We start from the raw sequence: 21580 nt of genomic DNA on the forward strand, positions 1-21580 counted from the left end.
GACCGCCGACACCGTGGAGCGCACCGCCGCGCGGCGCGGCTCGCGGCGCGGGACGGCCTTCGAGCGCAAAACCGTGATGGCCACCGCCGAGCAGCACGCGCAGACGCTGAAGAACCTCGAGCGCGCCGCCGGGAAGATGGCCACCGCGGCCATCGCCCGGATGGACGACAGCCTCGCCTGGTACCGCAACATGCCGCCGGAGCACCGCTCCTGGATCGGGCTGGTGGCACAGGCCGGTATCGCCGCGTTCACCGAGTGGTTCCGCCACCCGGACGCGCCGCAGGCGATCAGCACGGACGTGTTCGGGACCGCGCCGCGCGAGCTGACCCGCGCGGTCACCCTGCGCCAGACCGTGGAGATGATCCGGACCACCATCGAGGTCGTCGAGGAGGCGATCGAGGAGGTGGCCGCGCCGGGCGCGGAGGAGGCGCTGCGTGAGGCGGTGCTGGTCTACGCCCGCGAGATCGCCTTCGCCACCGCCCAGGTCTACGCCCAGGCCGCGGAGGCCCGTGGTGCGTGGGACGCGCGGCTGGAGGCGCTGGTCGTCAACTCCCTGCTCTCCGGCGACGCGGACGAGGGCGTGCTGTCGCGCGCCGCCGCGCTCGGCTGGGGACAGCCGGACCGGGTCATGGTCGTCATGGGCAGCGCGCCCGCCGGGGACAGCGAGCTGGTCGTCGAGGCGATCCGGCGGGCCGCCCGGCACGCCAAGCTGCACGTGCTCACCGGCGTGCTCGGCTCCCGGCTGGTCGTGGTCGTCGGCGAGAAGAAACCGCGCAGCGGCGAGCGGCTGTGGGATCCGGTGGTCGCCGCCCGCGCGCTGCTCGGGCAGTTCGCGCCCGGGCCGGTGGTGATCGGTCCGACCGTCTCCGACCTGCTGTCCGCGACGCGTTCCGCGCAGGCCGCAGCGGCGGGTCTGCGAGCGTGCTCGGCCTGGCCGGACGCGCCGCGGCCGGTGCTCGCGGACGACCTGCTGCCCGAGCGCGCGCTCGCGGGCGACCATCAGGCGCGCACCCAGCTGGTCGAGGAGATCTACGCGCCGCTCGACGAGGCGGGATCGGCGCTGCTGGACACGCTCTCGGTCTATCTGGAGCAGGCCTCTTCGCTGGAGGGGGCGGCCCGGATGCTGTTCGTGCACCCCAACACCGTGCGCTACCGCCTGCGGCGTGTGACCGACATCACGGGCTACGCGCCGTCGGACGTGCGTTCGGCGTTCACGCTCCGCATCGCCCTGGCCCTGGGACGACTCCAATAGGGATGAGCTGGGATGATGCCCGGCTGTAGGGAACCCACAACTCCGCTCGCGGTTCTTCGTCGCGGTCCTCACCCGCGGAGCACCGGCTCGACAAGAGAAGGTTGATGACGTGCTCGTACTCGTTGCTCCCGGACAAGGCGCCCAGACGCCCGGATTCCTCGCCCCCTGGCTGGAGGTCTCCGGCGTCGCCGACCGCCTCCGCCTCTGGTCCGACGTGGCCGGTCTGGATCTGGTGCACGCCGGCACCGAGGCGTCCGAGGACGAGATCAAGGACACCGCCGTCGCCCAGCCGCTGCTGGTCGCCGCGGGCCTGGTGACCGCGTCCGCGCTCTTCGGGGACCACGCGAACATCGCCCGGCAGGTCGGCGCCGTCGCCGGTCACAGCGTCGGTGAGATCACCGTCGCCGTCGCCTCCGACGTGCTGAGCCCCGAGGACGGGCTGGCCTTCGTCCGCGAGCGCAGCCTGGGCATGGCCGAGGCCGCCGCCGCGACCGCCACCGGCATGGCCGCCGTGCTCGGCGGGGACCCGGACGAGGTGGCCGCCAAGCTGGCCGCCCACGGCGTCACCGGAGCCAACAACAACGGCGGCGGCCAGATCGTGGCGGCCGGCACGCTGGAGCAGCTGGCCGCGCTCAAGGCCGATCCGCCGGCCGGCGCCCGGCTGATCCCGCTCAAGGTCGCCGGCGCCTTCCACACCGCGCACATGGCCCCGGGCCAGGTCCGGCTGGAGAAGCTGGCGCCCACGCTCGCGGCGGCGGACCCGACCGTCCCCTACGTCTCGAACAAGGACGGTCAGGTCGTCACCTCGGGCGCCGAGGTGCTGGCGCGCCTGGTCTCGCAGGTGTCCAACCCGGTCCGCTGGGACCTGTGCATGGAGACCCTGGCCGGGCTGGGCATGACCGCGATGATCGAGCTCTCTCCCGCGGGGACCCTCACCAACCTGGTCAAGCGCAACGTCAAGGGTGTCGCGACGCTGGCCCTGAAGACACCGGCCGATCTCGACAAGGCCCTCGCGCTCGTGGCCGAGCACGGAGCCGGGGAGCAGAACGCATGACAGCCCAGCCCACCATCAAGCCCAGCACGGGGGCGCAGTTCTCGCGCATCCACGGCGTCGGCGGCTACCGACCGGTCCGGGTCATCCCCAACTCCGAGGTGCTGAACTGGATCGAGTCCTCGGACGAGTGGATCCGCACCCGCAGCGGCATCACCGAGCGCCGTTGGGCCGGCCCGGAGGAGACCGTCGCCGAGATGTCGGTCCAGGCCGCCAGCAAGGCGATCGCCATGGCCGGGATCGCGCCCGAGCAGGTCGGCGGCGTCATCGTGGCGACCGTCTCGCACCTGAAGCAGACCCCGGCCATCGCCACCGAGATCGCCCAGCGCCTCGGCTGCGGCACCGCGCCCGCCTTCGACATCTCCGCCGCCTGCGCCGGCTTCGGCTACGGCCTGTCGCTGGCCGACGGCATGGTGCGCGGCGGCAGCGCCGAGTACGTGGTCGTGATCGGCGTCGAGCGCCTGTCCGACCTCACCGACATCCACGACCGCTCGACCGCCTTCATCTTCGGCGACGGCGCCGGCGCGGCCGTGGTGGGCCCGTCCGACACCCCCGGCATCGGCAAGGTCGTCTGGGGTTCCGACGGCTCGCAGGCGGACGTCATCAGCCAGACCGCCGCGTGGGACACCGCGTTCGCCAAGCCCGACGCCGTCAACGGCGCGGGCGAGGAGACCAAGTGGCCGGCCCTGCGCATGGAGGGCCAGACGGTCTTCCGCTGGGCCGTCTGGGACATGGCCAAGGCCGCCCAGCAGGCCCTGGACGCCGCCGGGATCACCGCCGACCAGCTCGGCGCGTTCATCCCGCACCAGGCCAACATGCGGATCATCGACGCGATGATCAAGGCCCTGAAGCTTCCCGAGTCGGTCCCGGTGGCCCGCGACATCGCGGAGACCGGGAACACCTCGGCGGCATCGATCCCGCTGGCCATGGAGCGCATGCTCCAGTCCGGCGAGGCGAAGAGCGGCGATCTCGCCCTCATCATCGGCTTCGGGGCGGGTCTCGTCTACGCAGCCGCAGTCGTTACCCTCCCGTAGGAAACACCGTTCACCACTAGAAGGAGCCATCATGGCCACGCAGGACGAGGTCCTCTCCGGTCTCGCCGAGATCGTCAACGAGATCGCCGGGATCCCGGCCGAGGACGTTGAGCTGGACAAGTCTTTCACCGACGACCTGGACGTCGACTCGCTCTCCATGGTCGAGGTCGTCGTCGCCGCCGAGGAGCGCTTCGACGTCAAGATCCCGGACGACGAGGTCAAGAACCTGAAGACCGTCGGCGACGCGGTGAACTACATCATCGCCAACTCCTGAGCGTTCACACGCTTCCAGGGGGACGCCGCCGGCCGGCGGCGTCCCCCGCCCCCACAGAACCACCCCGGACTTCCTTTCGGACCACCCGGACTTCCCTGCCAGGAGACACAGCAGTGACCAGCGACAACCGCACCGTGGTCGTCACCGGGATCGGCGCCTTCACGCCGCTCGGCGCCGACGCCGCGTCCACCTGGGAGGGCCTGGTGGCGGGCCGCTCCGGCGTCTCGCCCCTCGAGGACGAGTGGGCCGCAGACCTGCCGGTCCGCATCGCCGCCCGCACCGCGGTCGACCCGGGCGAGGTGCTTCCCCGTCCGCTCGCCCGCAAGCTCGACCGCTCGGCGCAGTTCGCGCTGATCGCCGCGCGCGAGGCCTGGGCCGACGCCGGCTTCACCACCCCGGCGACCGAGGACGGCTCCCCGATCGCCCCCGAGCGCCTGGGCGCGGTCGTCGCCTCCGGCATCGGCGGCGTCACCACCCTGCTCGACCAGTACGACGTGCTGAAGGAGAAGGGCGTCCGCCGCGTCTCCCCGCACACCGTGCCGATGCTGATGCCCAACTCCCCGGCGGCCAACGTCGGTCTGGAGGTCGGCGCGCGGGCCGGCGTGCACACCCCCGTCTCCGCGTGCGCCTCCGGCGCCGAGGCCATCGGCTACGCGATCGAGATGATCCGCACCGGCCGCGCCGACGTCGTCGTCGCCGGCGGCACCGAGGCGGCGGTGCACCCGCTGCCGATCGCGGCCTTCGCCAACATGATGGCGATGTCCAAGAACAACGAGCACCCACAGCAGGCGTCGCGCCCCTACGACAAGGCCCGTGACGGCTTCGTCCTCGGCGAGGGCGCGGGCGTCGTGGTCCTGGAGTCCGCGGAGCACGCCGCGGCGCGCGGGGCCCGCGTCTACTGCGAGGCGGTCGGCCAGGGTCTGTCCTCCGACGCCCACCACATCGCCCAGCCGGAGCCGACGGGCGCGGGCGTGGCCCGCGCGATCGAGCAGCTGCTGGAGTCCACGGACGTGAACCCGGCCGAGGTCGTGCACGTCAACGCGCACGCCACGTCCACCCCGCAGGGCGACACCGCCGAGATCAAGGCGCTGCGCCGGGTCCTCGGCGACCACCTGGACCACATCGCGATCTCCGCGACCAAGTCCATGACGGGCCACCTCCTCGGCGGCGCGGGCGGCATCGAGACCGTCGCGACGGTCCTCGCCCTGCACCACCGCACGGCCCCGCCGACCATCAACGTCGACGACCTCGACCCCGAGGTCGACGCGGACATCGTCATCGGCGAGCCGCGGGCCCTCCCGGCGGAGGGCAGCATCACCGCCCTCAACAACTCCTTCGGCTTCGGCGGCCACAACGTCGTCCTGGCCTTCCGCACGATCTGAGCACGTCGCTCCCGCAGGCAGTTGCACTCCCCAGGGGCGCGGGGCTGTACCCGACTTGCGGCTCCTCCCCCAGCCTTCGGCCGGGAGGTGCCCCCAGCATGGGCGCGACAAGCCCGACAAGTCGCTCCCGCAGGTCGTTGCACTATCAGGGGCGCGAGGAACTGCGCGACAAGCCACCAGATGTGGTGAGTCGCCGCGCTGAGCAGGGCCATCCGCACAGGGTCGTTGCTCGCGCAGTTCCCCGCGCCCCTGTTGTGGTTGCCGCTCGCGCGTAGATTTCCCGCGCCCCTGGCGTTTGCAACGGGCTCGTTGAGGTCTATCCTCGGTTTTGAGCGAGTGCTCAAAACGGGGGGTGTGAGGCCATGGCCACGGCGGAGACGCGGGAGGCGCTCGTCGCCGGAGCGATAGCGACCCTGCGGGAGAAGGGCCACGCGCACGCCAGCGCGCGCGAGATCGCGGGGCGGGCGGGGTGCAACCAGGCGCTGATCTTCTACCACTTCGGGTCCGTGGAACGGCTGTTGCTCGCCGCGCTGGACCGCGTCGCGGACCTGCGGCGGGAGCGGTACCAGGCGCTGGTCGACGAGAGCCGCAATCTCAAGGAGCTCGTCGCCGCCGCCCGGACCGTCTTCGAGGAGGACCTCGAACTCGGCCACACGGCCGTCCTCGTGGAGATGATCGCCGCCGCCCAGGCCGACGCCGAACTGCGACCGGAGGTCGCGACGCGGCTGCGGCCCTGGCGCGGCTTCGCCGCGGACGCCCTGCGGGGGACGCCCGCCGCGCGCCTCGGGCCGCCCGAGGAGCTCGCGCACGGGGTGGTCGCGATGTATCTGGGCCTGGAGCTGCTGGCCGTGCTCGACGACGATCCCGCCCCTGCCATGGCCCTGTTCGACCGGGCCGGCTCGCTCGCTACCCTGCTTGACCTTTTCTCACTGCGGAGGCGGTCGTGACGGTCATCAAGCGTGGTTGGATCTGGTTCCTGGCCTGGGCGGCGGTCGGCGCAGGCGGAGTGACGGCGTTGCTGACGGTGCTGACCGTCGGGCCCTACGTCGCGGTGCTCACCCTCGTCGCCGCGGTCCTGCTCGGCAGGACGCCGCGCTCGCACGGCGGGCTGCCGGGCCTGGTCGCGGGAGCGGGCGTGCTGCCGCTGGTGGTGGCGTGGCTCAACCGCTCCGGGCCCGGGAACGTCTGCACCGCGAGCGGCGACAGCTGCACCGAGGAGTGGAGCCCGTGGCCGTGGCTCGCCGCAGGCGTCGTGCTGATCGCGGTCGGAGCAGCGATCTGGGCCCGGCGGGGAGCGAACTCCCGCACCGGGCCCAGGCCGTGATGCTCTTCGGATCTCCTCGGATCCCTCGGCGCTTAGCGGCCGAAGTCCGCCCAGAGGAAGGACCGCAGGTAGGACGCGGTCGGCGAGCCGACGCCGGTGGCGTCGTCGTAGCCGCGGACGGCCTGCAGGCTGGTGTCCTCGCCGAAGGCGACCAGACGGACACGCAGCGAGCCGCTGATGACGCCGAAGTCGGCGACGTTGCTCAGCGGGGCCTGGTGGTGCGCCGCCGCCTGGTTGACCACGTCACGGAAGTCGCCGGCGCGCGAACGCTGGTAGATCTCCGGGTTGGCGAAGCCGATCGCGCGGCCGTGCTGCGCCTGGATCGCGTCGGCCTGGACCGCGGCGAACTCCGGCGACGCGACGCTGGTGCCGCCGTAGCCGCCCTCGCTGTACACGCCGCCGGTGGTCATGCCGACCAGGACGGAGGTGTACAGGTCACCGTTCATGGCGACGTCGGGGGTGACGCGCTGCGCGGTCGCGCTGTGCTGACCGGTCATCAGCGTGTGCGACAGGCCGCTCGGGACGATGCCCTTCTGGTAGAAGGGCTGGGCGAAGTCCTCCGAGGTACCGCCGCCGCCACCGAAGTAGAAGGCGCCGGGGAGCGGGTTCCAGGACTTGCCGTCGGCCGACAGGGCCGAGCGGAGGGTGCCCATGGAGGTCTCGAAGCCGTACTTGCCGGCCTTGTCGGCCAGGCCGAGCGCGGTGCCGCCGACATCGGTGACCCACGGGTCCGAGGACGGGTAGCCGACCTGGGCGCGCGGGGTGTCCGTCTGGCAGTTGGCACCGGTCGCCGCGGCGGTGGGCGACTGGTCGCCACAGTCGCCGGAGGAGAACCCGAAGCCGATGCCCTCGATCGCACCCTGCTCGAAGATCTGCTCGTAGGCCTGGATCTGGGCCTTCGTCATGTCCCCCTGGTCGGTGGTGTGCATGATCTCGCTCCAGGAGTTGGAGACGACATCGGCCAGGTGGTTGTCGACGATGTTCGCGAGGGCGGCCGACAGGTCGGCGTCCTCGCAGGAGTTGGCGCCGACGTAGACGACGTGGGCGTCGGGCGCGAGCCCGTGCACCATCTCGACGTCGAGCGCCTCCTCGCCGGCCCAGCCGGCGGGGCCGCCACAGGCGTCCTGGTTGGTCCACTGCGCCGGGGTGACGTCCTCGGTGTACTGGCCCTTGCGGAAGGCCTTGTCACCGTGGGCGGTGGCGAACTTGTTGGCGTCCGCCTGCATCGTCGGGGAGCCGTAGGCGTCGACGATGGCGACCCGCGCGCCCTTGCCGGTCAGGCCGGTGGCGGTGATGCCGTAGGCCTTGCGCAGCTGCGAGGGGACGAACGAGCACTGGTCGAACGGCACGGCGCCCTTGACGTAGCCCGCCGGAGCGCCGGTGGCCTTCTTCTGGCCCCAGTAGTCCGAGCAGGTCGCCGTGGTGGGCAGGCCACCGCCGGCCTTGCTGCCCGCGCCGGTCGCGGTGCTGTTGACCTTGACCGAGTCCGGCGTGGCGTGCGAGCCGATGTTGGAGCTGATGCCGACGACGCCGAGCACGTACGAGGCGACCTGGGCCGGGACGACCACGTTGGCGGCGGGGGCGTGTGCCTCTTGGCCCTGGACGCGGTAGTCGTGGATCTGGGTGCCGAAGGCCTTCGCCATCTGGGCGCTGGTGCCCGAGACGGTGATGGCGTGCCAGCTGCTGCTGACGATGGACAGGCCGGAGCTGGTGAGCCAGCTCTTGACCTGGGCGACCGCGGCGTCGGTCGGGCCGAAGCTGCTGCGCACCCAGTCGGCACTCTGGAACTTGCCGTACTGGGCGTTGGTCGGGTCGGAGACCGCCGAGGCGTAGGCGGCGAGGCCGGCCTGGTCCCGGGCGGCGAGGTACACCGTGCCCGTGAACTTGGCGCTGCTCGGCGCGGTGCCCTGGTCCGCGGCGTGGGTGGCCCACTCCGGGTGGGTGCCGGTGACCGTCTTGGCGGCGGGAGCAGGCGCACTGGCCTGCGAAGGAGCGGCGAGAACCAGCGAACCGGAGACCACCGCAAGTGAAGCGGCGGCGATGGTGGCTATCCGGGCGCGGCTGACGCGGGAGTTGCTGCTTGTGCTGATGACGACTCCCAGGATGAAGGTCCGTCAGAGGAAAGGGAGCGACAGAGATTGTTCGAAAGCCCCCGGGGGATGTCTACACGGGCTCGGATTTGCGACGCAAGGGTCCCTTGGAGGTTCTTTTCCACCGTGACACCACCGGGAGTGAATACAGACTTCACTTCCTGGACGCATCGTGCTGACCGTCCGCCAATTGAACGCGACGGCACGCATATCGGTCTGACGCAGGTCATCCGTGGCGCGACATCGAGGTCATACCCGGGCAAGTCGGCCGCCATGAGTGCGCGTGGATCATCCGCACACGCGCACGGCGCGCGTCAGCGCGCACTCCCCCCGACCGGGGGCCCCCAACCGGCTGGAATTTCTGGAAAGTCTCTGAACAGTTGGACGTGTCGGCTGCTGGATCGGTTCCGTCCGCGCTCGGACGACGGTCACACCACCTGGTGCAGCCAGCGGACCGGCGCACCCTCGCCGGCGTGCCGGAAGGGCTCCAACTCGTCGTCCCAGGGCTTGCCCAGAAGCCGGACGATCTCCGACTCCAGCTCACCCTCGCCCAGCCGCGCGCGCAGCAGCGCGGCCCGCAGCCGGTCCTCGGGGATCATGATGTCGCCGTGGACGCCGATGACGGCGTGGAAGATGCCGAGGTCGGGGGTGCTGGAGAAGCGCTCCCCCTCGGTGCCCGTGGTCGGCTCGGCGGTGACCTCGAAGCGCAGCAGTTGCCAGCCGCGCAGCGCGGAGGCGAGCCGGGAGGCCGTGTCGGGCGCGCCCTGCCAGGACAGCTCGGCGCGCCAGGTGCCGGGCGCGGCCGACTGGCGGATCCAGTCCAGGCTCACCCGCTGACCGAGCACGCCGGCCACGGCCCACTCCACATGCGGGCAGAGCGCGCGCGGCGCGGAGTGCACGTAGAGAACTCCACGAGTCGTCACCGGACCTCCAGTGTGGTGCGAGGGGCGCCTTCCCCAGCGGTCTCGCGCCAGCCTGGTGACGGTGTGTCCGTTGTCCGATATTTCCGCTTGTTCCTGCTATGGGCTGACGACTACCCCTCACGGGCGGCGACAAAACACGCGCGAGACCGGTCCGGTCGACGGGACCGGGGCCGTGTGGAGAAACGGTACCGCTCAGCAGCGCCGCTGGAGCCCTCGTCCAGCACAACCACCCGGACGGCACGCTGATCCGCCCGAGTGGTCGCACGTGATGACTGATGGTCAGACTTTTGATCCGGTCGGCCCAGCCGGGCCGACCGACGTGTCAGCCCAGCTTGACCAGCATCTTGCCGGTGTTCGCGCCGCGCAGCATGCCGAGGAAGGCGTCGACGGCGTTCTCGAAGCCGTCCACCACCGTCTCCTCGAAGCGCAGCTTCCCCTCGCGCAGCCAGCCGCCGACCTCGGCGACGAACTCGGACTGGAGGTCGTAGTGGTCGCCGACCAGCACGCCGGCCAGGGTCAGCCGCTTGCCGATCACCTGCACCAGGTTGCGCGGGGCGGCCGGCGGGTTGGTGTCGTTGTACTGGGCGATGGCCCCGCACAGCACCGCGCGGCCGTGCACGTTCAGCGCGCCGATCGCGGCCTCGAGGTGCTCGCCGCCGACGTTGTCGAAGTAGACGTCGACGCCCTCGGGCGCCGCCTTGGCGAGCTGGCCCGCGATGTCCCCGTTCTTGTAGTTGAAGGCGGCGTCGAAGCCGTACTCCTCGACGAGCTTGCGGACCTTCTCGTCCGAGCCGGCGCTGCCGACCACGAGCGAGGCGCCGCGCAGCTTGGCGATCTGACCGACCGTGCTGCCGACGGCCCCGGCCGCGCCGGAGACGAAGACCGCGTCACCCTCCTTGAACCCGCCGACCCGCAGCAGGCCGGCGTAGGCGGTCAGGCCCGGCATGCCCAGCACGCCGAGGTAGGCCTGGAGCGGCGCGGCCTCGGCGTCGACCTTGACCGCGTGCGCGGCCGGCACGTCGGCGTACTCGCGCCAGCCGAGGCCGTGCAGCACGGCGTCGCCGACCTGGAAGCCCTCGGCGGCGGAGGCCACCACGCGGCCCACCGCGCCGCCCTGCATGGCCTCGCCGAGCTGGTACGGCGGGGCGTAGGACTTCACGTCGTTCATCCGGCCGCGCATGTAGGGGTCGACGGAGAGGAACTCGTTGCGGACCAGGATGTGGCCGGGCGCCGGGGCGGCGACGGGCTTCTCGACCAGGGCGAAGTCGGCGGGCGTCGGCCAGCCCTGCGGGCGGGCGGCCAGCTGCCACTCGCGGGCGGCGGCGGGGAGGGTCTGCTCGGCCATGAGTGATCACTTTCAGGGTGGAAGTTTGAGGTACTCAAGTAACGGTGGACGAGAAAGGTTCAGCTTGTCAAATATTCAGGTAGCCTAGGAGGCATGCAAGAGGAGCACACCGATCCGCTCACGCCCGAGGTCGTGGATCTGATGGCCGCGCTGGTGGGCGTCTTCCACAAGGAGTACGAGGAGGCCGCGGCCGCCCGCTCCCTCACCGGCGCCCAGGCCAAGGTGCTGGGCCTGCTGCGCCGCGGGCCGCTGCCGATGCGCCAGATCGCGCAGACGCTCAGCTGCGAGCCGTCCAACATCACCGGCATCGTCGACCGCCTGGAGGCCCGCGGGCTGGTCGAGCGCCAGGCGGACCCCGAGGACCGCCGGATCAAGCGCGTGGCCGCCACCGAGACGGGCAGCGCCGCCACGGCGGAGCTGCGCGCCTCGCTCAACTTCGCCCGGGAGCCGCTGGCCGCGCTCAGCCAGGACGAGCGGCTCCAGCTCCGTGATCTTCTGCGGCGGATGCTCGACCAGGCGCGGCGTCAGGACTGATCCCGCTCCTGAAGGATGGAACCCGCCGCGCACGGACAACGTCTCACCAGCTATGCTGCGGCGAGCGGCCCCTTCGCAGGGCCGCTCGTGCTGGTGTACGAGATGAGGGGCTGTAGCTCAGCCGGTTAGAGCAGGGGACTCATAATCCCTTGGTCGTGGGTTCGAGTCCCACCGGCCCCACCGACGCACAGTCGACGGACAGTCGACGCACATCGAGGACGTGCGGGTGATACCTGCCTGTACGTTAGCGAAAACGCTCCGTGGTGCCTGCACCACGGAGCGTTTTTCACCCGAAAGGGCTCGTGCCTGGGGGATTGAACGGGCTAGCTCGGCAAGGTCCACTTCTGGTTGGCGCCGCCGGTGCAGTCCCAGATCTGCAGCCGGGTGCCGTTGGCCGAGCTGGGGCCGGTGGCGTCGAGGCAGCGGCCCGACTGCGGATTGACCAGCGAACCGTCCGCCTGGGCCTGCCACTGCTGCGCGCCGGTCCCGTTGCAGTCGTAGAGCTGGATCTGGGTCCCGTTGGCCGTGCCGCCACTGGTGACGTCCATGCACTTGCCGAGCGCCTGAAGCGAGCCGTCCGAGGCGACCGTCCACGCCTGCGCGCTCGTGCCGTTGCAGTCGTAGAGCTGCACGGCGGTGCCGTCGGCGCTGCTCGCGCCCGCGACGTCGACGCACTTGCCGCCGTAGCCGGTGATCTGCCCGGTCGGCGCGGCCGACGCCGTGCCCGTCCAGGTGAACGTCGCGCTGGTCTGCGCGGGCAGGGTGTAGGTGAAGTGCTGCCCGCCCCAGTTGACCGTGAACGGCTCGGAGCCCCCGGTGGCGTTGTAGGCGACCACGGCCTTGGAGCCGTCCGGGTTGAGCCAGGCCACGTTCGGCACGGCGGTGCTGGCGGTCGAGTCGATCCGGTAGGCGCCCGGCTTGACGAACTTGGTCAGCTGGCCGAGGTCGTAGTACTCGATGTTGTAGTCCACCTGCCCGCTGCGGGAGTCGCCGTTGTGCACGGTGATCAGCCCGGTGCAGGTGCCGCAGCCGCCGTTGTGCGGGCCCATGTTCTGGTCCACCGCGAGCGACCACTTCACCACCGACTTACCCCAGTTCCGGGTGTAGTCGACGATGTTCTGCATGTCCTCCTGCTGCTGGTTCGCGATCCAGGTGCCGCCGGAGTGCTCGGTGTCGAAGGCGTCGACGTTCGGGTACGCGTTGTGGACGGTGGTCTGCTCGCTCGGGTCGCCGCTGTACCCGTGCCAGGCGATCCCGCCGAAGAGCGGGTCGTTCCGGATCGCCGCGTCGTTGACGGTCTGGGCGGCGTAGCTGTCGTAGTCGTCCCAGTTCCAGTCCAGGGCCAGGACCTTCGTCGACAGGCCCGCCGCGTGGAAGGCCGGCAGCAGGTCGGTACCGGTGAAGTAGTCGAGCCCGCTGGCGTTCCACTGCATCGAGGGGTAGCCGCTGCAGCAGGTGGGCTCGTTCTGCGGGGAGACGTAGTCGATGTGCACGCCCTGGGCCTGGTAGGCCTGGATGTACTTGACGAAGTACTGCGCGTAGGCGGCGTAGTACTGCGACTGGAGCCAGCCCTGGCTGTAGGCGCCGCTGTCCTTCATCCACGGCGGCGCGGTCCACGGCGTGCCCATCACCTTGAGGCTCGGGTTGAGCTGCTCCGCCTGCTTGGTGAGCGGCAGCACGTCCGTGAGGTCGTGCGCGATGGAGAAGTCGGCGAGCGAGGGGTCGGTCTGGCCGCTCGGCATGTCGTCGTAGGTGTAGTTGTACCGGGCCAGGTCGGACGCGCCCATGGGGTTGCGCAGGAAGTCCAGGCCGATGCCGTTCACCGGGTCGAAGAGGTTGGTCATCACGGCGTTGCGGGTGGCGGTGCTGAGCGCGCCGCTGCTGTTCATCAGCCAGGCGGCGGTGTCGGTGAACGAGGCCCCGGCCCCGGTGAACTGCTGGTAGCGGGTGTTCTCGTCGACGCTCACGGTGGCGGCGGAACTGCCGGACCCGGAGGAGAAGGCGATCGGGGTCTGCTGCTGGAGGCCCCGGGCGACGGTCCGTCCTCCGGAGTCGGAGGTGGTGGTCAGCCAGATGTTCACGGCCGGGCCCGCCGCATGGGCGCTGGGGGTGGCGGCGGGTGAGGCGAGCAGGAGTCCGGAGGCGGCGAGCGCTCCGGCGAGCAGGGCGGGCAGTCGTTTCGACCGCATGGACCGCAGGGACCGCATGGGCGAAGCCCTTCGCGTGGGGGCGGATGGACTGGGACGCCGCCGCATTCAACTCCCGTATGGTCTAGACCGTCAAGAGGTTCGAGAGCGCTCTCCTGCGTCCACTTGTTGGAGTGCAGGTCGGACAGATGCGCCGGTTCCCGCACGGCCTGCCTGCACTTGATGAACTGTCATGATCCCCGGCGCGCGGCGGCTCCGACGCCCCCACGTACCATGCCGGATAGCCGAACGATCGGGGATCCGACGTGGAACTGCGCCAACTCCGTGCCTTCGAGGCCGTCGCCGCGCACCGCACCGTCGCGAACGCGGCGAAGGTGCTCGGCCTCGCGCCGTCCTCGGTCGCCGAGCGGCTACGGGAGTTGGAGCAGTCGCTGGACGTCCCGCTCCTGGCCCGCACACCGCGCGGGATGACGCTGACACCGGCCGGGAGACGGCTGCTGCCGTGGGCGCGGCGGCTGCTGGACGCCGCGGAGGAGGCGCGGCAGGAGACGGTGACCGAGCGGCCCGAGCTGCGCCTCGGCGTGCTGGAGACCCTCGCGACGGCCTCCGCGCCGGACATGCCGACCCGGCTCGCGCAGCGCCGACCGGACGTGCGGGTCGCCCTGCACACCGCGGCCGAGCACGACGGGCTGCTGGACGCCGTCGCGGCCGGGGCGTTGGACGCGGCGGTGGTCCTGGATGTCCCGGGCCCGCTCGGCGGGCTGGGCTTCGCCCTGCCGCCCGCACCGCTGGGCCACCTGGACATCGAGGACGTGCCGCTGGCGCTGGTCGCCGCCCCCGGCCATCCGCTCCGCGAACACGACGCGCTGTCCCTCGATGACCTGCGCGGTCAGCAGCTGCTGGTCGGCGTGCGGGCCTGCTCCTTCCGCCTGGCCGGGGAGCGGCTGCTGGGCCGCGCGGTCGAGCGGGTCCCCACCGGCGGGATCGCCGTCGCCCGGGCCTGCGCGGAGCGCGGTCTCGGCATCGCGCTGCTCCCGGAGTCCGCCGTCCGGGAGCAGCTGGCCTCGGGCTCCCTGGTCCGCCTGCCGGGGCCGGGCACCGAGCCGCGGCTCCGCCTGCGCGCGGTCTGGCGCGCGGACCGCGAGGCCCTCCCGGGCCTGCACGGAATGCTCCACGCCCTGGCCGAGTAGGTCCTGTCAGGAACGGGCACCGCGCCCGTCGTCCTGCGCCCTGCCCCGAGGCGCGGCGGGCACTCCCCCGGCCGTCGGCCGGGAGGCACCACCCACGACGCCGGGGCTCACGCGGCAGGGTCGGCCGACGCGCGGCGCCGACGAGCGGGACGGGCCGGAGCTCACTCCCCCCGCAGCCAGGCGTCGATACGGGCGAACGCGTCCTGGACCGCCGGGGCGTCGGAGCGCAGGAAGCTGTGCCCCGCGCCGGGATAGGCGAGGAACTGGTGCCGCTCCCCCGCCGCTGCCAGCGCGGCGGCGATCTGGCGCTGCTCCTCGGCGCCGATGACGTGGTCGTCCGCGCCGACCAGGTAGAGAAGGCGGCCGGAGATCTTGGGCGTCAGGGTGAGGGTCGGCTCGGGCCCGGTGACCGGGAGGTCCGGGTTGCCGGTGAGCCAGCCGCCGTAGCAGACGACGGCATTCGGGACGTCGAGCGCGGTCGCGGCCAGGTAGGTGAGGTGCCCGCCGGCGCTGAGGCCGAGCATGCCGGCCCCGGGGATGCCGAGCGAGTCCAGCGCGGCCAGAGCCGCCGCGGCGTCGGCGATCACGTCGGAGCGGGTCAGCTGCGGCAGCAGCTCGAAGCCCCGCTCGCGGCCCGCCGCGTCGTGCGGCAGGTCGGCGCCGGGCTGGACCCGGTGGTAGAAGTCGGGCGCGAGAGCCGTGAACCCGCGGCGGGCGAGGTCGTCGCAGATCCCGCGGACGTGCGCGTCGACGCCGAACAGCTCCATGGCGACGACCACGCCGGGGTGGTCCCCCGCTCCGGCGGGACGGGCCAGGTAGCCGCCCATCGAGGTACCGTCGGCGACCGGGATCTCGATCCGGTCGGTGGTGATCTTCTCAGCGGTCATGTCCTGAGGCTAGGTCGCGGCCGCGTCCCCAACCAGAGGGCTCTTGTCCCGGTAGCAGGGCCACCTGGATACCGGGACCAAAACCAGGACCAGGAGCAGGACCCGCGGGATCACATCCCCTGCGGGATCGACTTCGCCCGGTGATGGACCTGGATCGCGGTGATGATCTCGATCACGCCCATCACCAGCAGCCAGATCCCGGTGAAGACGGTGAGCACGACGATCGAGTGGAACGGCCAGACCAGCACCACGACGCCGCCGATCGCGGTGAGCACCCCCGCGAAGATCTGCCAGCCCCGGGCCGGCATGGCCGGGTCGGAGGCGGCAGCCACCAGGTGCGTGATCCCCCGGAACAGCCAGCCGATGCCGATCCACAGCGCCAGCAGCAGGATCGACTCCAGAGCGCCGCGGAAGCAGAACAGACCCAGCAGGATCGACAGCGCGCCGCTGATGAAGGCCATCACCCGCAGGGACGTCGTGACGTGGGTGCCGAAGGCCGCGACCAGTTGGAGAACACCCGAGATGACCAGGTAGAGGCCGAACAGCACACCGACGACGGTCAGCGTCGCCTTGGGCCAGGCCAGCACCGCGACGCCGAGCAGCATGGTGAGGACGCCCAGCACCAGCAGCACCTGCCACGCGCTGCGGGCGAGCTGCTGCAGTGGGCCGGGGAGGGTTTCCGTCATCTGGTCCATGACGACCAGGATCGGAGGCGATCGCGCGCCTCGCGCGCCGAGGAGAGGCTCCCCCAATTGGACTCGAACCAATAACCTGCCGATTAACAGTCGGCTGCTCTGCCAATTGAGCTATGGGGGACTGCACTTGGGCACCGCATCGGTGCCGCGCTCCCCCAATTGGACTCGAACCAATAACCTGCCGATTAACAGTCGGCTGCTCTGCCAATTGAGCTATGGGGGATCGTTCGTCGCCGCCGCGTCGCTCCGTGACCGGCGCGGCGCTTGCTGCGGGTCATACATTAGCGCACGTGGGGGGGTGCTCCGCCAATCCGTTGCGGTTCGGGGGCCGGAGCGAGGGGTACTCGCTTGTGACGGGGCTCTCGCCGTCACCCGGCGGCGCGCCGAACAGGCAGGTCCGCGCCGCCGCGCCTAGGCTCCATCCCGGCAGAGCGGCAGTGGCCGCGGAGCGGCAAGAGCAGCAAGCAGAAGGGCGGAGGGGTATGCGCAAGCTCACTTTCCTGGCGGGCCTGGCCATCGGGTACGTGCTGGGGACGCGCGCCGGTCGGGAGCGCTACGAGCAGCTGCGTCAGACGGCGCGGGACCTCTCGCAGACGCAGGCCGTCCAGTCGGCCACCCGCAACGCCAAGGCCGCGGCCGGCTCGGCGGCGTCCAAGGCCGGCCAGGCGGTCGCGGACAGGGTCGGCGACCGCCTCCCGACCGCCGTCACCGACCGCATCCCGTACCTCAACGGCAAGGGCTCCACCCTCGACGACTGGGACAGCGCCCGCAGCTGAGCCCTTCGCTCCCGCAGCAGGTCGCACGCACCCCAGGGGCGCGAGGCCGTGCCACTCCCCCTGCGGGAAGCCGCTGATCCCCCGCGCTGAGGTGGCGGGATGAGGCATGATCTCGGCATGGCCATCGCCGCGGGCATCGACTGCTCTGCACAGTTCACGAAGATCACCGTCTGCGACACCGAGACGGGCGCGGTGCTGCGGGAGAACCGTGCGCCGCATCCCGGTGTCGCCGCCGGGACCGCGCCGGTGGAGATCGATCCGCAGGAGTGGCTGCGTTCGCTCGGCGCCGCGGCCGAGGGCGGACTGCTGGAGGGGATCGCCGCCATCGGCGTCTCCGCGCAGCAGCAGGGGCTGATCGCCCTGGACGCCGGAGGCGTCCTGGTCCGGCCGGCGATGCTGCGCAACGATCCGCGGGCGGCGTCGTCCGCCGTCGCCTTGGTGGAGGAGCTCGGCGGGCCCGCCGCCTGGGCGCACGCGATCGGCGCGGTGCCGCTGGCCTCCGCGACGATCGCGAAGCTGCGCTGGCTCGCGGACCGGGAGCCGCAGTCCGCGAAGCGCGTGGCGGAGGTCCTGCTCCCGCACGACTGGCTGGTGTGGCAGCTGCTCGGGCAGTCCGCCCGCAAGACGACCGACCGTGGCGACGCCTCCGGCACGGGCTACTGGTCCGCCGTCGAGGAGCGCTGGCGTCCGGACCTCGCGGCGCTCGCGCTCGGGCACGAGCTCCAGCAGCTGCCGACCGTCCTCGGGCCGGCCGAGGCCGCCGGGCAGAGCCCGGAAGGTCTGCTGATCGCCGCGGGGACCGGCACGACGATGGCCACCGCGCTCGGGCTGGGGCTGGGGCTGGGCGACGTGATGGTCTCGGTCGGCAGTTCCGGGACCGTCCACGCCGTGCACGACCGGGCGCTCAGCGAGCCCGCGATCTCGACCTACGCGGACGGGACGGGCCGGTACCTGGCGCAGGTCGTCACCCTGAACGCGGCGCGGGTGCTGCGCGCGACCGCGGCGATGCTGGGCACGGACCTCCAGGGGCTGAGCGAGCTGGCGCTGCGGTCGACGCCTGGCGCGTACGGGCTGGTGCTGCTGCCGTTCCTGGAGGGCGAGCGCACGCCGCCGCTGCCGCACGCGGCGGGGACGCTGTCGGGGCTGCGGGTGGAGTCGATGAAGCCCGAGCACCTGGCGCGCGCGGCGGTGGAGGGCATGCTGTGCGGGCTCGCCGAGGCGCTGGACGCGCTGCGCGCGAACGGGGTCGCGGTGGAGCGGGTGTTCCTGACCGGTCTCGCCGGGCGCCTTCCCGCCGTGCAGGCGTCCGCGCCGGCCATCTTCGGCGTCCCGGTCGTGGTGCCGGCGCAGGCGGAGTACGCCGCGATCGGCGCCGCGCGCCAGGCCGCGTGGGCGCTGACGGGCGGCGCGGAGCCGCCCGTCTGGGAGCTGCCGGCCCCGCACACGGTGCTGGAGCCCGGCGAGGAGGCCGCCGTGGGCGGCGCGGTGCGCGCGCAGTTCGCGGCGGTGCTCAAACGCACCCACCCGGAGCTCGGTCGGTAGACCGAACGCGGCTCAGACCGCGTCGGGGCCGCGTTCGCCGGTGCGGACGCGGACGACGGTGTCGACCGGGACGGCCCAGACCTTGCCGTCGCCGATCTTGCCCGTGCGGGCCGCCGCGGTGATCGCCTCCATCACGGCGTCCGCGTCGGCGTCCTCGACGACGACCTCGAGGCGGGCCTTGGGGACGAGGTCGATGCGGTACTCCGCGCCCCGGTAGACCTCGGTGTGACCGCGCTGGCGGCCGTAGCCGCTGGCCTCGGTGACGGTGAGGCCGTGGACGCCGAGTCCGACCAGCGCCTCGCGGACCGCGTCCACGCGGAACGGCTTGATGACGGCGGTGATCAGCTTCATGCGACGGGCGCCTTGTCGGACGAGTGCGGGAGCGCGGCGGTGTGGTGCGCGGACGCGCCGTGGCTCAGGACCCCGTGATCGTACGCGGTCTCCGCGTGCACGGCGAGGTCCAGGCCCGTCAACTCGTCGTCGCGGGAGGCGCGGAAGCCCATGACCCGGTCGATCGCCTTGCCCACGCCCCAGGTGACCGCGAACGCGTAGAGCGCGACGACGGCCACCGCGAGCGCCTGCCTGCCGAGTTGCGCCATGCCGCCGCCGTGCAGCAGACCGTCGACGCGGCCGGTCATCGTCGCGGTGGCGAAGACGCCGATGAGGACGGTGCCGATGACGCCGGCGACGAAGTGGACGCCGACGACGTCGAGGGAGTCGTCGACGTGCAGGCGGAACTTCCAGCTGACCGCGAACGAGCAGACCACGCCCGCCGCCAGGCCGATGACCAGTGCGCCGAGCAGGTCGACGCTGCCGCACGACGGCGTGATCGCGACCAGGCCGGCGACCGCGCCGGAGGCGGCGCCCAGGGTGGTGGCGTGGCCGTCGCGGCGCTTCTCGACCACCAGCCAGCCCAGCAGGCCCGCGCAGCCCGCCGCTTGGGTGTTGAGCAGCACGGCCGCCGCGATGCCGTTGGCGCCGAGCGCCGAGCCCGCGTTGAAGCCGAACCAGCCGAACCAGAGCAGCCCCGCGCCGAGCAGCACCAGCGGCAGGTTGTGCGGGCGCATGGCCTCCTTCTTGAAGCCGACGCGCGGGCCCAGCACCAGGGCCAGCGCCAGGCCGCTGGCGCCGCAGTCGACCTCGACGACGGTGCCGCCCGCGTAGTCCAGCGCGCCGAGGCGCGCGGCGATCCAGCCGTCGGGGGCGAAGACCCAGTGGGCGACGGGCGCGTAGACCAGCACCGTCCACACGACCGTGAACAGCACCCAGGCGCCGAACTTCGCGCGGTCCGCGATGGCGCCGCTGATGAGCGCGGCGGTGATGATCGCGAAGGTGAGCTGGAACGCGGCGAAAAGCAGCGTGGGCACATGCCGGGTCAGGCTGCCCGGGGTGATCCCGGACATGCCGAGATGGCTCAGGTTCCCGATGAGACCCGCTCCGGCGTCGGGGTCGAAGGCGAGCGCGTAGCCGACCGTCAGCCAGACCACCGTGACGACCGCGATGGAGACGAAGCTCATCATGATCATGTTGAGCACGCTCTTGCTGCGGACCATGCCGCCGTAGAACAGGGCCAGGCCCGGCGTCATCAGCAGCACGAGCGCGGTACTGGCCAGCAGCCAGGCGGTGTCGCCGGTGTCGAGACCGGACGCGGAGGAGGCGAGGAGCATGCGGCAGTTTTTCCCGCCTCCGTTACCGCCGTCGGACAGCGATGTTTCAAGGGAGTTTCGTGTTGCGCCGACGTTTCGAAAGTCTCACGTCATGGGACGACGCTAACGGGCAACTAATCGAGATAGCCCCGCAGTTGGTCGGCGAACGCGTGGTCGCGCAGCTTGTTCAGCGTCTTCGACTCGATCTGCCGTATGCGCTCGCGGGTCACCCCGAAGAGGCGGCCGATCTCCTCGAGCGTGCGCGGGCGGCCGTCGATCAGTCCGTAGCGCAGCTGCACGACCTTGCGCTCCCGCTCCCCCAGCGTGCTGAGCACGGCCTCCAGGTGCTCGCGCAGCAGCAGGAACGCGGCGGACTCCACCGGGGAGGCCGCGTCGCCGTCCTCGATCAGGTCGCCGAGGGCGACATCGTCCTCCTCGCCCACGGGAGCGTGCAGCGAGACGGGCTCCTGGGCCAGCCGCAGCACCTCGCCGATGCGCTCCTCGGGCAGCTCCAGCACGGCGGCGACCTCGGCCGTCGTCGGCTCCATGCCCCGTTCCTGGAGCAGTTGGCGCTGGACCCGGACCACCCGGTTGATCAGCTCCACGACGTGCACCGGCACCCGGATGGTGCGGGCCTGGTCGGCCAGCGCGCGGCTCATCGCCTGGCGGATCCACCAGGTCGCGTAGGTCGAGAACTTGTAGCCGCGGGTGTAGTCGAACTTCTCGACGGCCCGGATCAGCCCGAGGTTGCCCTCCTGCACCAGGTCCAGCATGGTCAGCCCGCGGCCGACGTAGCGCTTGGCGACGGAGACGACCAGCCGCAGGTTCGCCTCGACCAGGCGGCGCTTGGCGATGCGGCCGCGCACGATCAGCTGGTCCAGGTCGTCGGCGAGCCCGTCGGCGACGGTCTCGTGATGCAGCGCCAGGTACTCCTCGGCGAAGAGCCCCGCCTCGACGCTGCGGGCCAGCTCGACCTCGTCGGCGGCGGTGAGCAGCGGGATGCGGCCGATCTCCCGCAGGTACTGGCGGAACAGGTCCGCGGCCGGGCCGCCGCTGTCGTCCAGCGCCGGGAGCGGCGGTTCGTGCTCCACGGAGCGGAGGTCGTCCGGGCCGGGCCCGGTCGGCCGCCCGGCGTCGGAAGGCGCGGCGTCGGGAGGCGCGGCGGGGGCCGCCCGTTCGTCCGGCGCGGCGGCGCGCTGCACGGGAACGACCGGGGCGAGCGAGAGGGACCCGGGTTCGTCGAGGGGCCCGGGTTCGTCGAGGGGCTGGGGGCGGAGGGCCGTGGCGGCAAGTTCCACGTCCATCCCTTCCGGCGCCGAAGGACACCCCGGGGGCGGGGCCGACGCCTGCTCGGAAGCGGGATCGGGGGCACGCGGCATCGGAACGTGGGGAGGGTTCTCGTCACCCCGCGTCCGGGAAGCCTGGGGCGCGGCGCCGCCGGAGTCGGCGGGCCGCGGCTGAGAGGATTGAGGCACCGACTCCCAGTGT

At 72.0% G+C, this 21580-nt stretch carries 20 protein-coding genes and 3 tRNA genes; 12 read left to right on the plus strand and 11 right to left on the minus strand.

Translation table 11 applies throughout. The features are described from left to right. Positions 1-76: 76 nt before the first annotated feature. From TR50_RS11965 to TR50_RS11995, 7 genes are all read left to right on the plus strand, one after another. The gene (locus TR50_RS11965) at positions 77-1252 is read left to right on the plus strand and encodes a PucR family transcriptional regulator (RefSeq protein ID WP_042419452.1); all 1176 of its coding nucleotides are present in this window, start codon (positions 77-79) and stop codon (positions 1250-1252) included. A 109-nt stretch (positions 1253-1361) separates the two neighbouring features. Then, complete coding sequence (locus TR50_RS11970; protein ID WP_042419144.1) at positions 1362-2306, plus strand: ACP S-malonyltransferase; 945 nt, start codon at positions 1362-1364, stop codon at positions 2304-2306. Then, the gene (locus tag TR50_RS11975) at positions 2303-3337 is read left to right on the plus strand and encodes a beta-ketoacyl-ACP synthase III (RefSeq protein ID WP_042419147.1); all 1035 of its coding nucleotides are present in this window, start codon (positions 2303-2305) and stop codon (positions 3335-3337) included. Before TR50_RS11970 ends, TR50_RS11975 begins: the two co-directional genes overlap by 4 nt. A gap of 28 nt (positions 3338-3365) precedes the next feature. Continuing rightward, positions 3366-3611, plus strand: coding sequence for an acyl carrier protein (locus tag TR50_RS11980; RefSeq protein WP_042419155.1), 246 nt, complete (start codon positions 3366-3368; stop codon positions 3609-3611). Positions 3612-3724: 113 nt separating this feature from the next. Next, positions 3725-4993 carry a beta-ketoacyl-ACP synthase II gene (gene fabF, locus TR50_RS11985; RefSeq protein WP_042419158.1) on the plus strand — a complete coding sequence of 423 codons (1269 nt, stop codon included), beginning with the start codon at positions 3725-3727 and terminating at the stop codon, positions 4991-4993. 362 nt (positions 4994-5355) lie between these two features. Then, a complete protein-coding gene (locus TR50_RS11990; protein ID WP_042419162.1) occupies positions 5356-5940 on the plus strand; it encodes a TetR/AcrR family transcriptional regulator in 585 nt (194 codons plus the stop codon). Continuing rightward, positions 5937-6317, plus strand: coding sequence for a hypothetical protein (locus TR50_RS11995; RefSeq protein ID WP_042419165.1), 381 nt, complete (start codon positions 5937-5939; stop codon positions 6315-6317). The genes TR50_RS11990 and TR50_RS11995 overlap by 4 nt, the downstream gene beginning before the upstream one ends. Before the next feature lie 32 nt (positions 6318-6349). Here TR50_RS11995 and TR50_RS12000 read toward each other — a convergent pair whose 3' ends face one another. The 3 genes from TR50_RS12000 to TR50_RS12010 form a co-directional block, all read right to left on the minus strand. After that, positions 6350-8338 carry a S53 family peptidase gene (locus TR50_RS12000; protein ID WP_042419168.1) on the minus strand — a complete coding sequence of 663 codons (1989 nt, stop codon included), beginning with the start codon at positions 8336-8338 and terminating at the stop codon, positions 6350-6352. Between the two features lie 497 nt (positions 8339-8835). Continuing rightward, on the minus strand, positions 8836-9330 hold the full coding sequence (locus TR50_RS12005; protein ID WP_042419171.1) for a DUF3145 domain-containing protein: 495 nt from the start codon (positions 9328-9330) through the stop codon (positions 8836-8838). A gap of 322 nt (positions 9331-9652) precedes the next feature. Continuing rightward, positions 9653-10675 (minus strand): NADP-dependent oxidoreductase, encoded by a 1023-nt coding sequence (locus TR50_RS12010; RefSeq protein WP_042419173.1) that lies wholly within the window; start codon positions 10673-10675, stop codon positions 9653-9655. A gap of 93 nt (positions 10676-10768) precedes the next feature. Here TR50_RS12010 and TR50_RS12015 point away from each other — a divergent pair, with 93 nt between their 5' ends. Both TR50_RS12015 and TR50_RS12020 read left to right on the plus strand, forming a co-directional pair. Then, positions 10769-11209 (plus strand): MarR family winged helix-turn-helix transcriptional regulator, encoded by a 441-nt coding sequence (locus tag TR50_RS12015; RefSeq protein WP_042419175.1) that lies wholly within the window; start codon positions 10769-10771, stop codon positions 11207-11209. A gap of 106 nt (positions 11210-11315) precedes the next feature. Further along, a tRNA-Ile gene (locus TR50_RS12020) sits at positions 11316-11389 on the plus strand. 143 nt (positions 11390-11532) lie between these two features. On the opposite strand, the gene TR50_RS12025 is transcribed toward TR50_RS12020, so the two are convergent. Continuing rightward, complete coding sequence (locus tag TR50_RS12025; RefSeq protein WP_152648364.1) at positions 11533-13416, minus strand: ricin-type beta-trefoil lectin domain protein; 1884 nt, start codon at positions 13414-13416, stop codon at positions 11533-11535. Positions 13417-13661: 245 nt separating this feature from the next. Between TR50_RS12025 and TR50_RS12030 the strand changes: the two genes are divergently transcribed. Further along, positions 13662-14546 (plus strand): LysR family transcriptional regulator, encoded by an 885-nt coding sequence (locus TR50_RS12030; RefSeq protein WP_042419178.1) that lies wholly within the window; start codon positions 13662-13664, stop codon positions 14544-14546. Positions 14547-14707: 161 nt separating this feature from the next. On the opposite strand, the gene TR50_RS12035 is transcribed toward TR50_RS12030, so the two are convergent. The 4 genes from TR50_RS12035 to TR50_RS12050 form a co-directional block, all read right to left on the minus strand. Next, on the minus strand, positions 14708-15433 hold the full coding sequence (locus tag TR50_RS12035; protein WP_042419181.1) for a dienelactone hydrolase family protein: 726 nt from the start codon (positions 15431-15433) through the stop codon (positions 14708-14710). A 110-nt stretch (positions 15434-15543) separates the two neighbouring features. Continuing rightward, positions 15544-16128, minus strand: coding sequence for an HdeD family acid-resistance protein (locus TR50_RS12040; protein ID WP_052440935.1), 585 nt, complete (start codon positions 16126-16128; stop codon positions 15544-15546). Between the two features lie 48 nt (positions 16129-16176). Continuing rightward, positions 16177-16249, minus strand: a tRNA-Asn gene (locus tag TR50_RS12045). Between the two features lie 29 nt (positions 16250-16278). Continuing rightward, positions 16279-16351, minus strand: a tRNA-Asn gene (locus TR50_RS12050). A 259-nt stretch (positions 16352-16610) separates the two neighbouring features. Here TR50_RS12050 and TR50_RS12055 point away from each other — a divergent pair. Then, the gene (locus TR50_RS12055; protein WP_042419185.1) at positions 16611-16904 is read left to right on the plus strand and encodes a hypothetical protein; all 294 of its coding nucleotides are present in this window, start codon (positions 16611-16613) and stop codon (positions 16902-16904) included. A 117-nt stretch (positions 16905-17021) separates the two neighbouring features. Continuing rightward, positions 17022-18446, plus strand: a complete 1425-nt coding sequence (locus TR50_RS12060; protein WP_042419188.1) for an FGGY family carbohydrate kinase — start codon at positions 17022-17024, stop codon at positions 18444-18446. A 12-nt stretch (positions 18447-18458) separates the two neighbouring features. Here the strand turns inward: TR50_RS12060 and TR50_RS12065 are convergent, their stop codons facing one another. The 3 genes from TR50_RS12065 to TR50_RS12075 form a co-directional block, all read right to left on the minus strand. Next, entirely contained in the window at positions 18459-18797 is a 339-nt protein-coding gene (locus TR50_RS12065; protein ID WP_042419192.1) for a P-II family nitrogen regulator, read from the minus strand. Continuing rightward, a complete protein-coding gene (locus tag TR50_RS12070) occupies positions 18794-20113 on the minus strand; it encodes an ammonium transporter (protein ID WP_042419195.1) in 1320 nt (439 codons plus the stop codon). Before TR50_RS12070 ends, TR50_RS12065 begins: the two co-directional genes overlap by 4 nt. A 113-nt stretch (positions 20114-20226) precedes the next feature. Then, positions 20227-21396, minus strand: a complete 1170-nt coding sequence (locus TR50_RS12075) for an RNA polymerase sigma factor (protein WP_042419198.1) — start codon at positions 21394-21396, stop codon at positions 20227-20229. Positions 21397-21580: the final 184 nt, after the last annotated feature.

This window comes from Streptacidiphilus anmyonensis (genome assembly GCF_000787855.1).
Lineage (GTDB): Bacteria > Actinomycetota > Actinomycetes > Streptomycetales > Streptomycetaceae > Streptacidiphilus > Streptacidiphilus anmyonensis.

Coding starts and splice junctions, on each gene's coding strand:
- TR50_RS11965 (WP_042419452.1), top strand. CDS start 77: ATGGCCACCGCCGAGCAGCACGCGCAGACGCTGAAGAACCTCGAGCGC.
- TR50_RS11975 (WP_042419147.1), top strand. CDS start 2,303: ATGACAGCCCAGCCCACCATCAAGCCCAGCACGGGGGCGCAGTTCTCG.
- TR50_RS11990 (WP_042419162.1), top strand. CDS start 5,356: ATGGCCACGGCGGAGACGCGGGAGGCGCTCGTCGCCGGAGCGATAGCG.
- TR50_RS12010 (WP_042419173.1), bottom strand. CDS start 10,675: ATGGCCGAGCAGACCCTCCCCGCCGCCGCCCGCGAGTGGCAGCTGGCC.
- TR50_RS12015 (WP_042419175.1), top strand. CDS start 10,769: ATGCAAGAGGAGCACACCGATCCGCTCACGCCCGAGGTCGTGGATCTG.
- TR50_RS12025 (WP_152648364.1), bottom strand. CDS start 13,416: ATGCGGTCCCTGCGGTCCATGCGGTCGAAACGACTGCCCGCCCTGCTC.
- TR50_RS12035 (WP_042419181.1), bottom strand. CDS start 15,433: ATGACCGCTGAGAAGATCACCACCGACCGGATCGAGATCCCGGTCGCC.
- TR50_RS12040 (WP_052440935.1), bottom strand. CDS start 16,128: ATGGACCAGATGACGGAAACCCTCCCCGGCCCACTGCAGCAGCTCGCC.
- TR50_RS12055 (WP_042419185.1), top strand. CDS start 16,611: ATGCGCAAGCTCACTTTCCTGGCGGGCCTGGCCATCGGGTACGTGCTG.
- TR50_RS12060 (WP_042419188.1), top strand. CDS start 17,022: ATGGCCATCGCCGCGGGCATCGACTGCTCTGCACAGTTCACGAAGATC.
- TR50_RS12065 (WP_042419192.1), bottom strand. CDS start 18,797: ATGAAGCTGATCACCGCCGTCATCAAGCCGTTCCGCGTGGACGCGGTC.
- TR50_RS12070 (WP_042419195.1), bottom strand. CDS start 20,113: ATGCTCCTCGCCTCCTCCGCGTCCGGTCTCGACACCGGCGACACCGCC.
- TR50_RS12075 (WP_042419198.1), bottom strand. CDS start 21,396: ATGGACGTGGAACTTGCCGCCACGGCCCTCCGCCCCCAGCCCCTCGAC.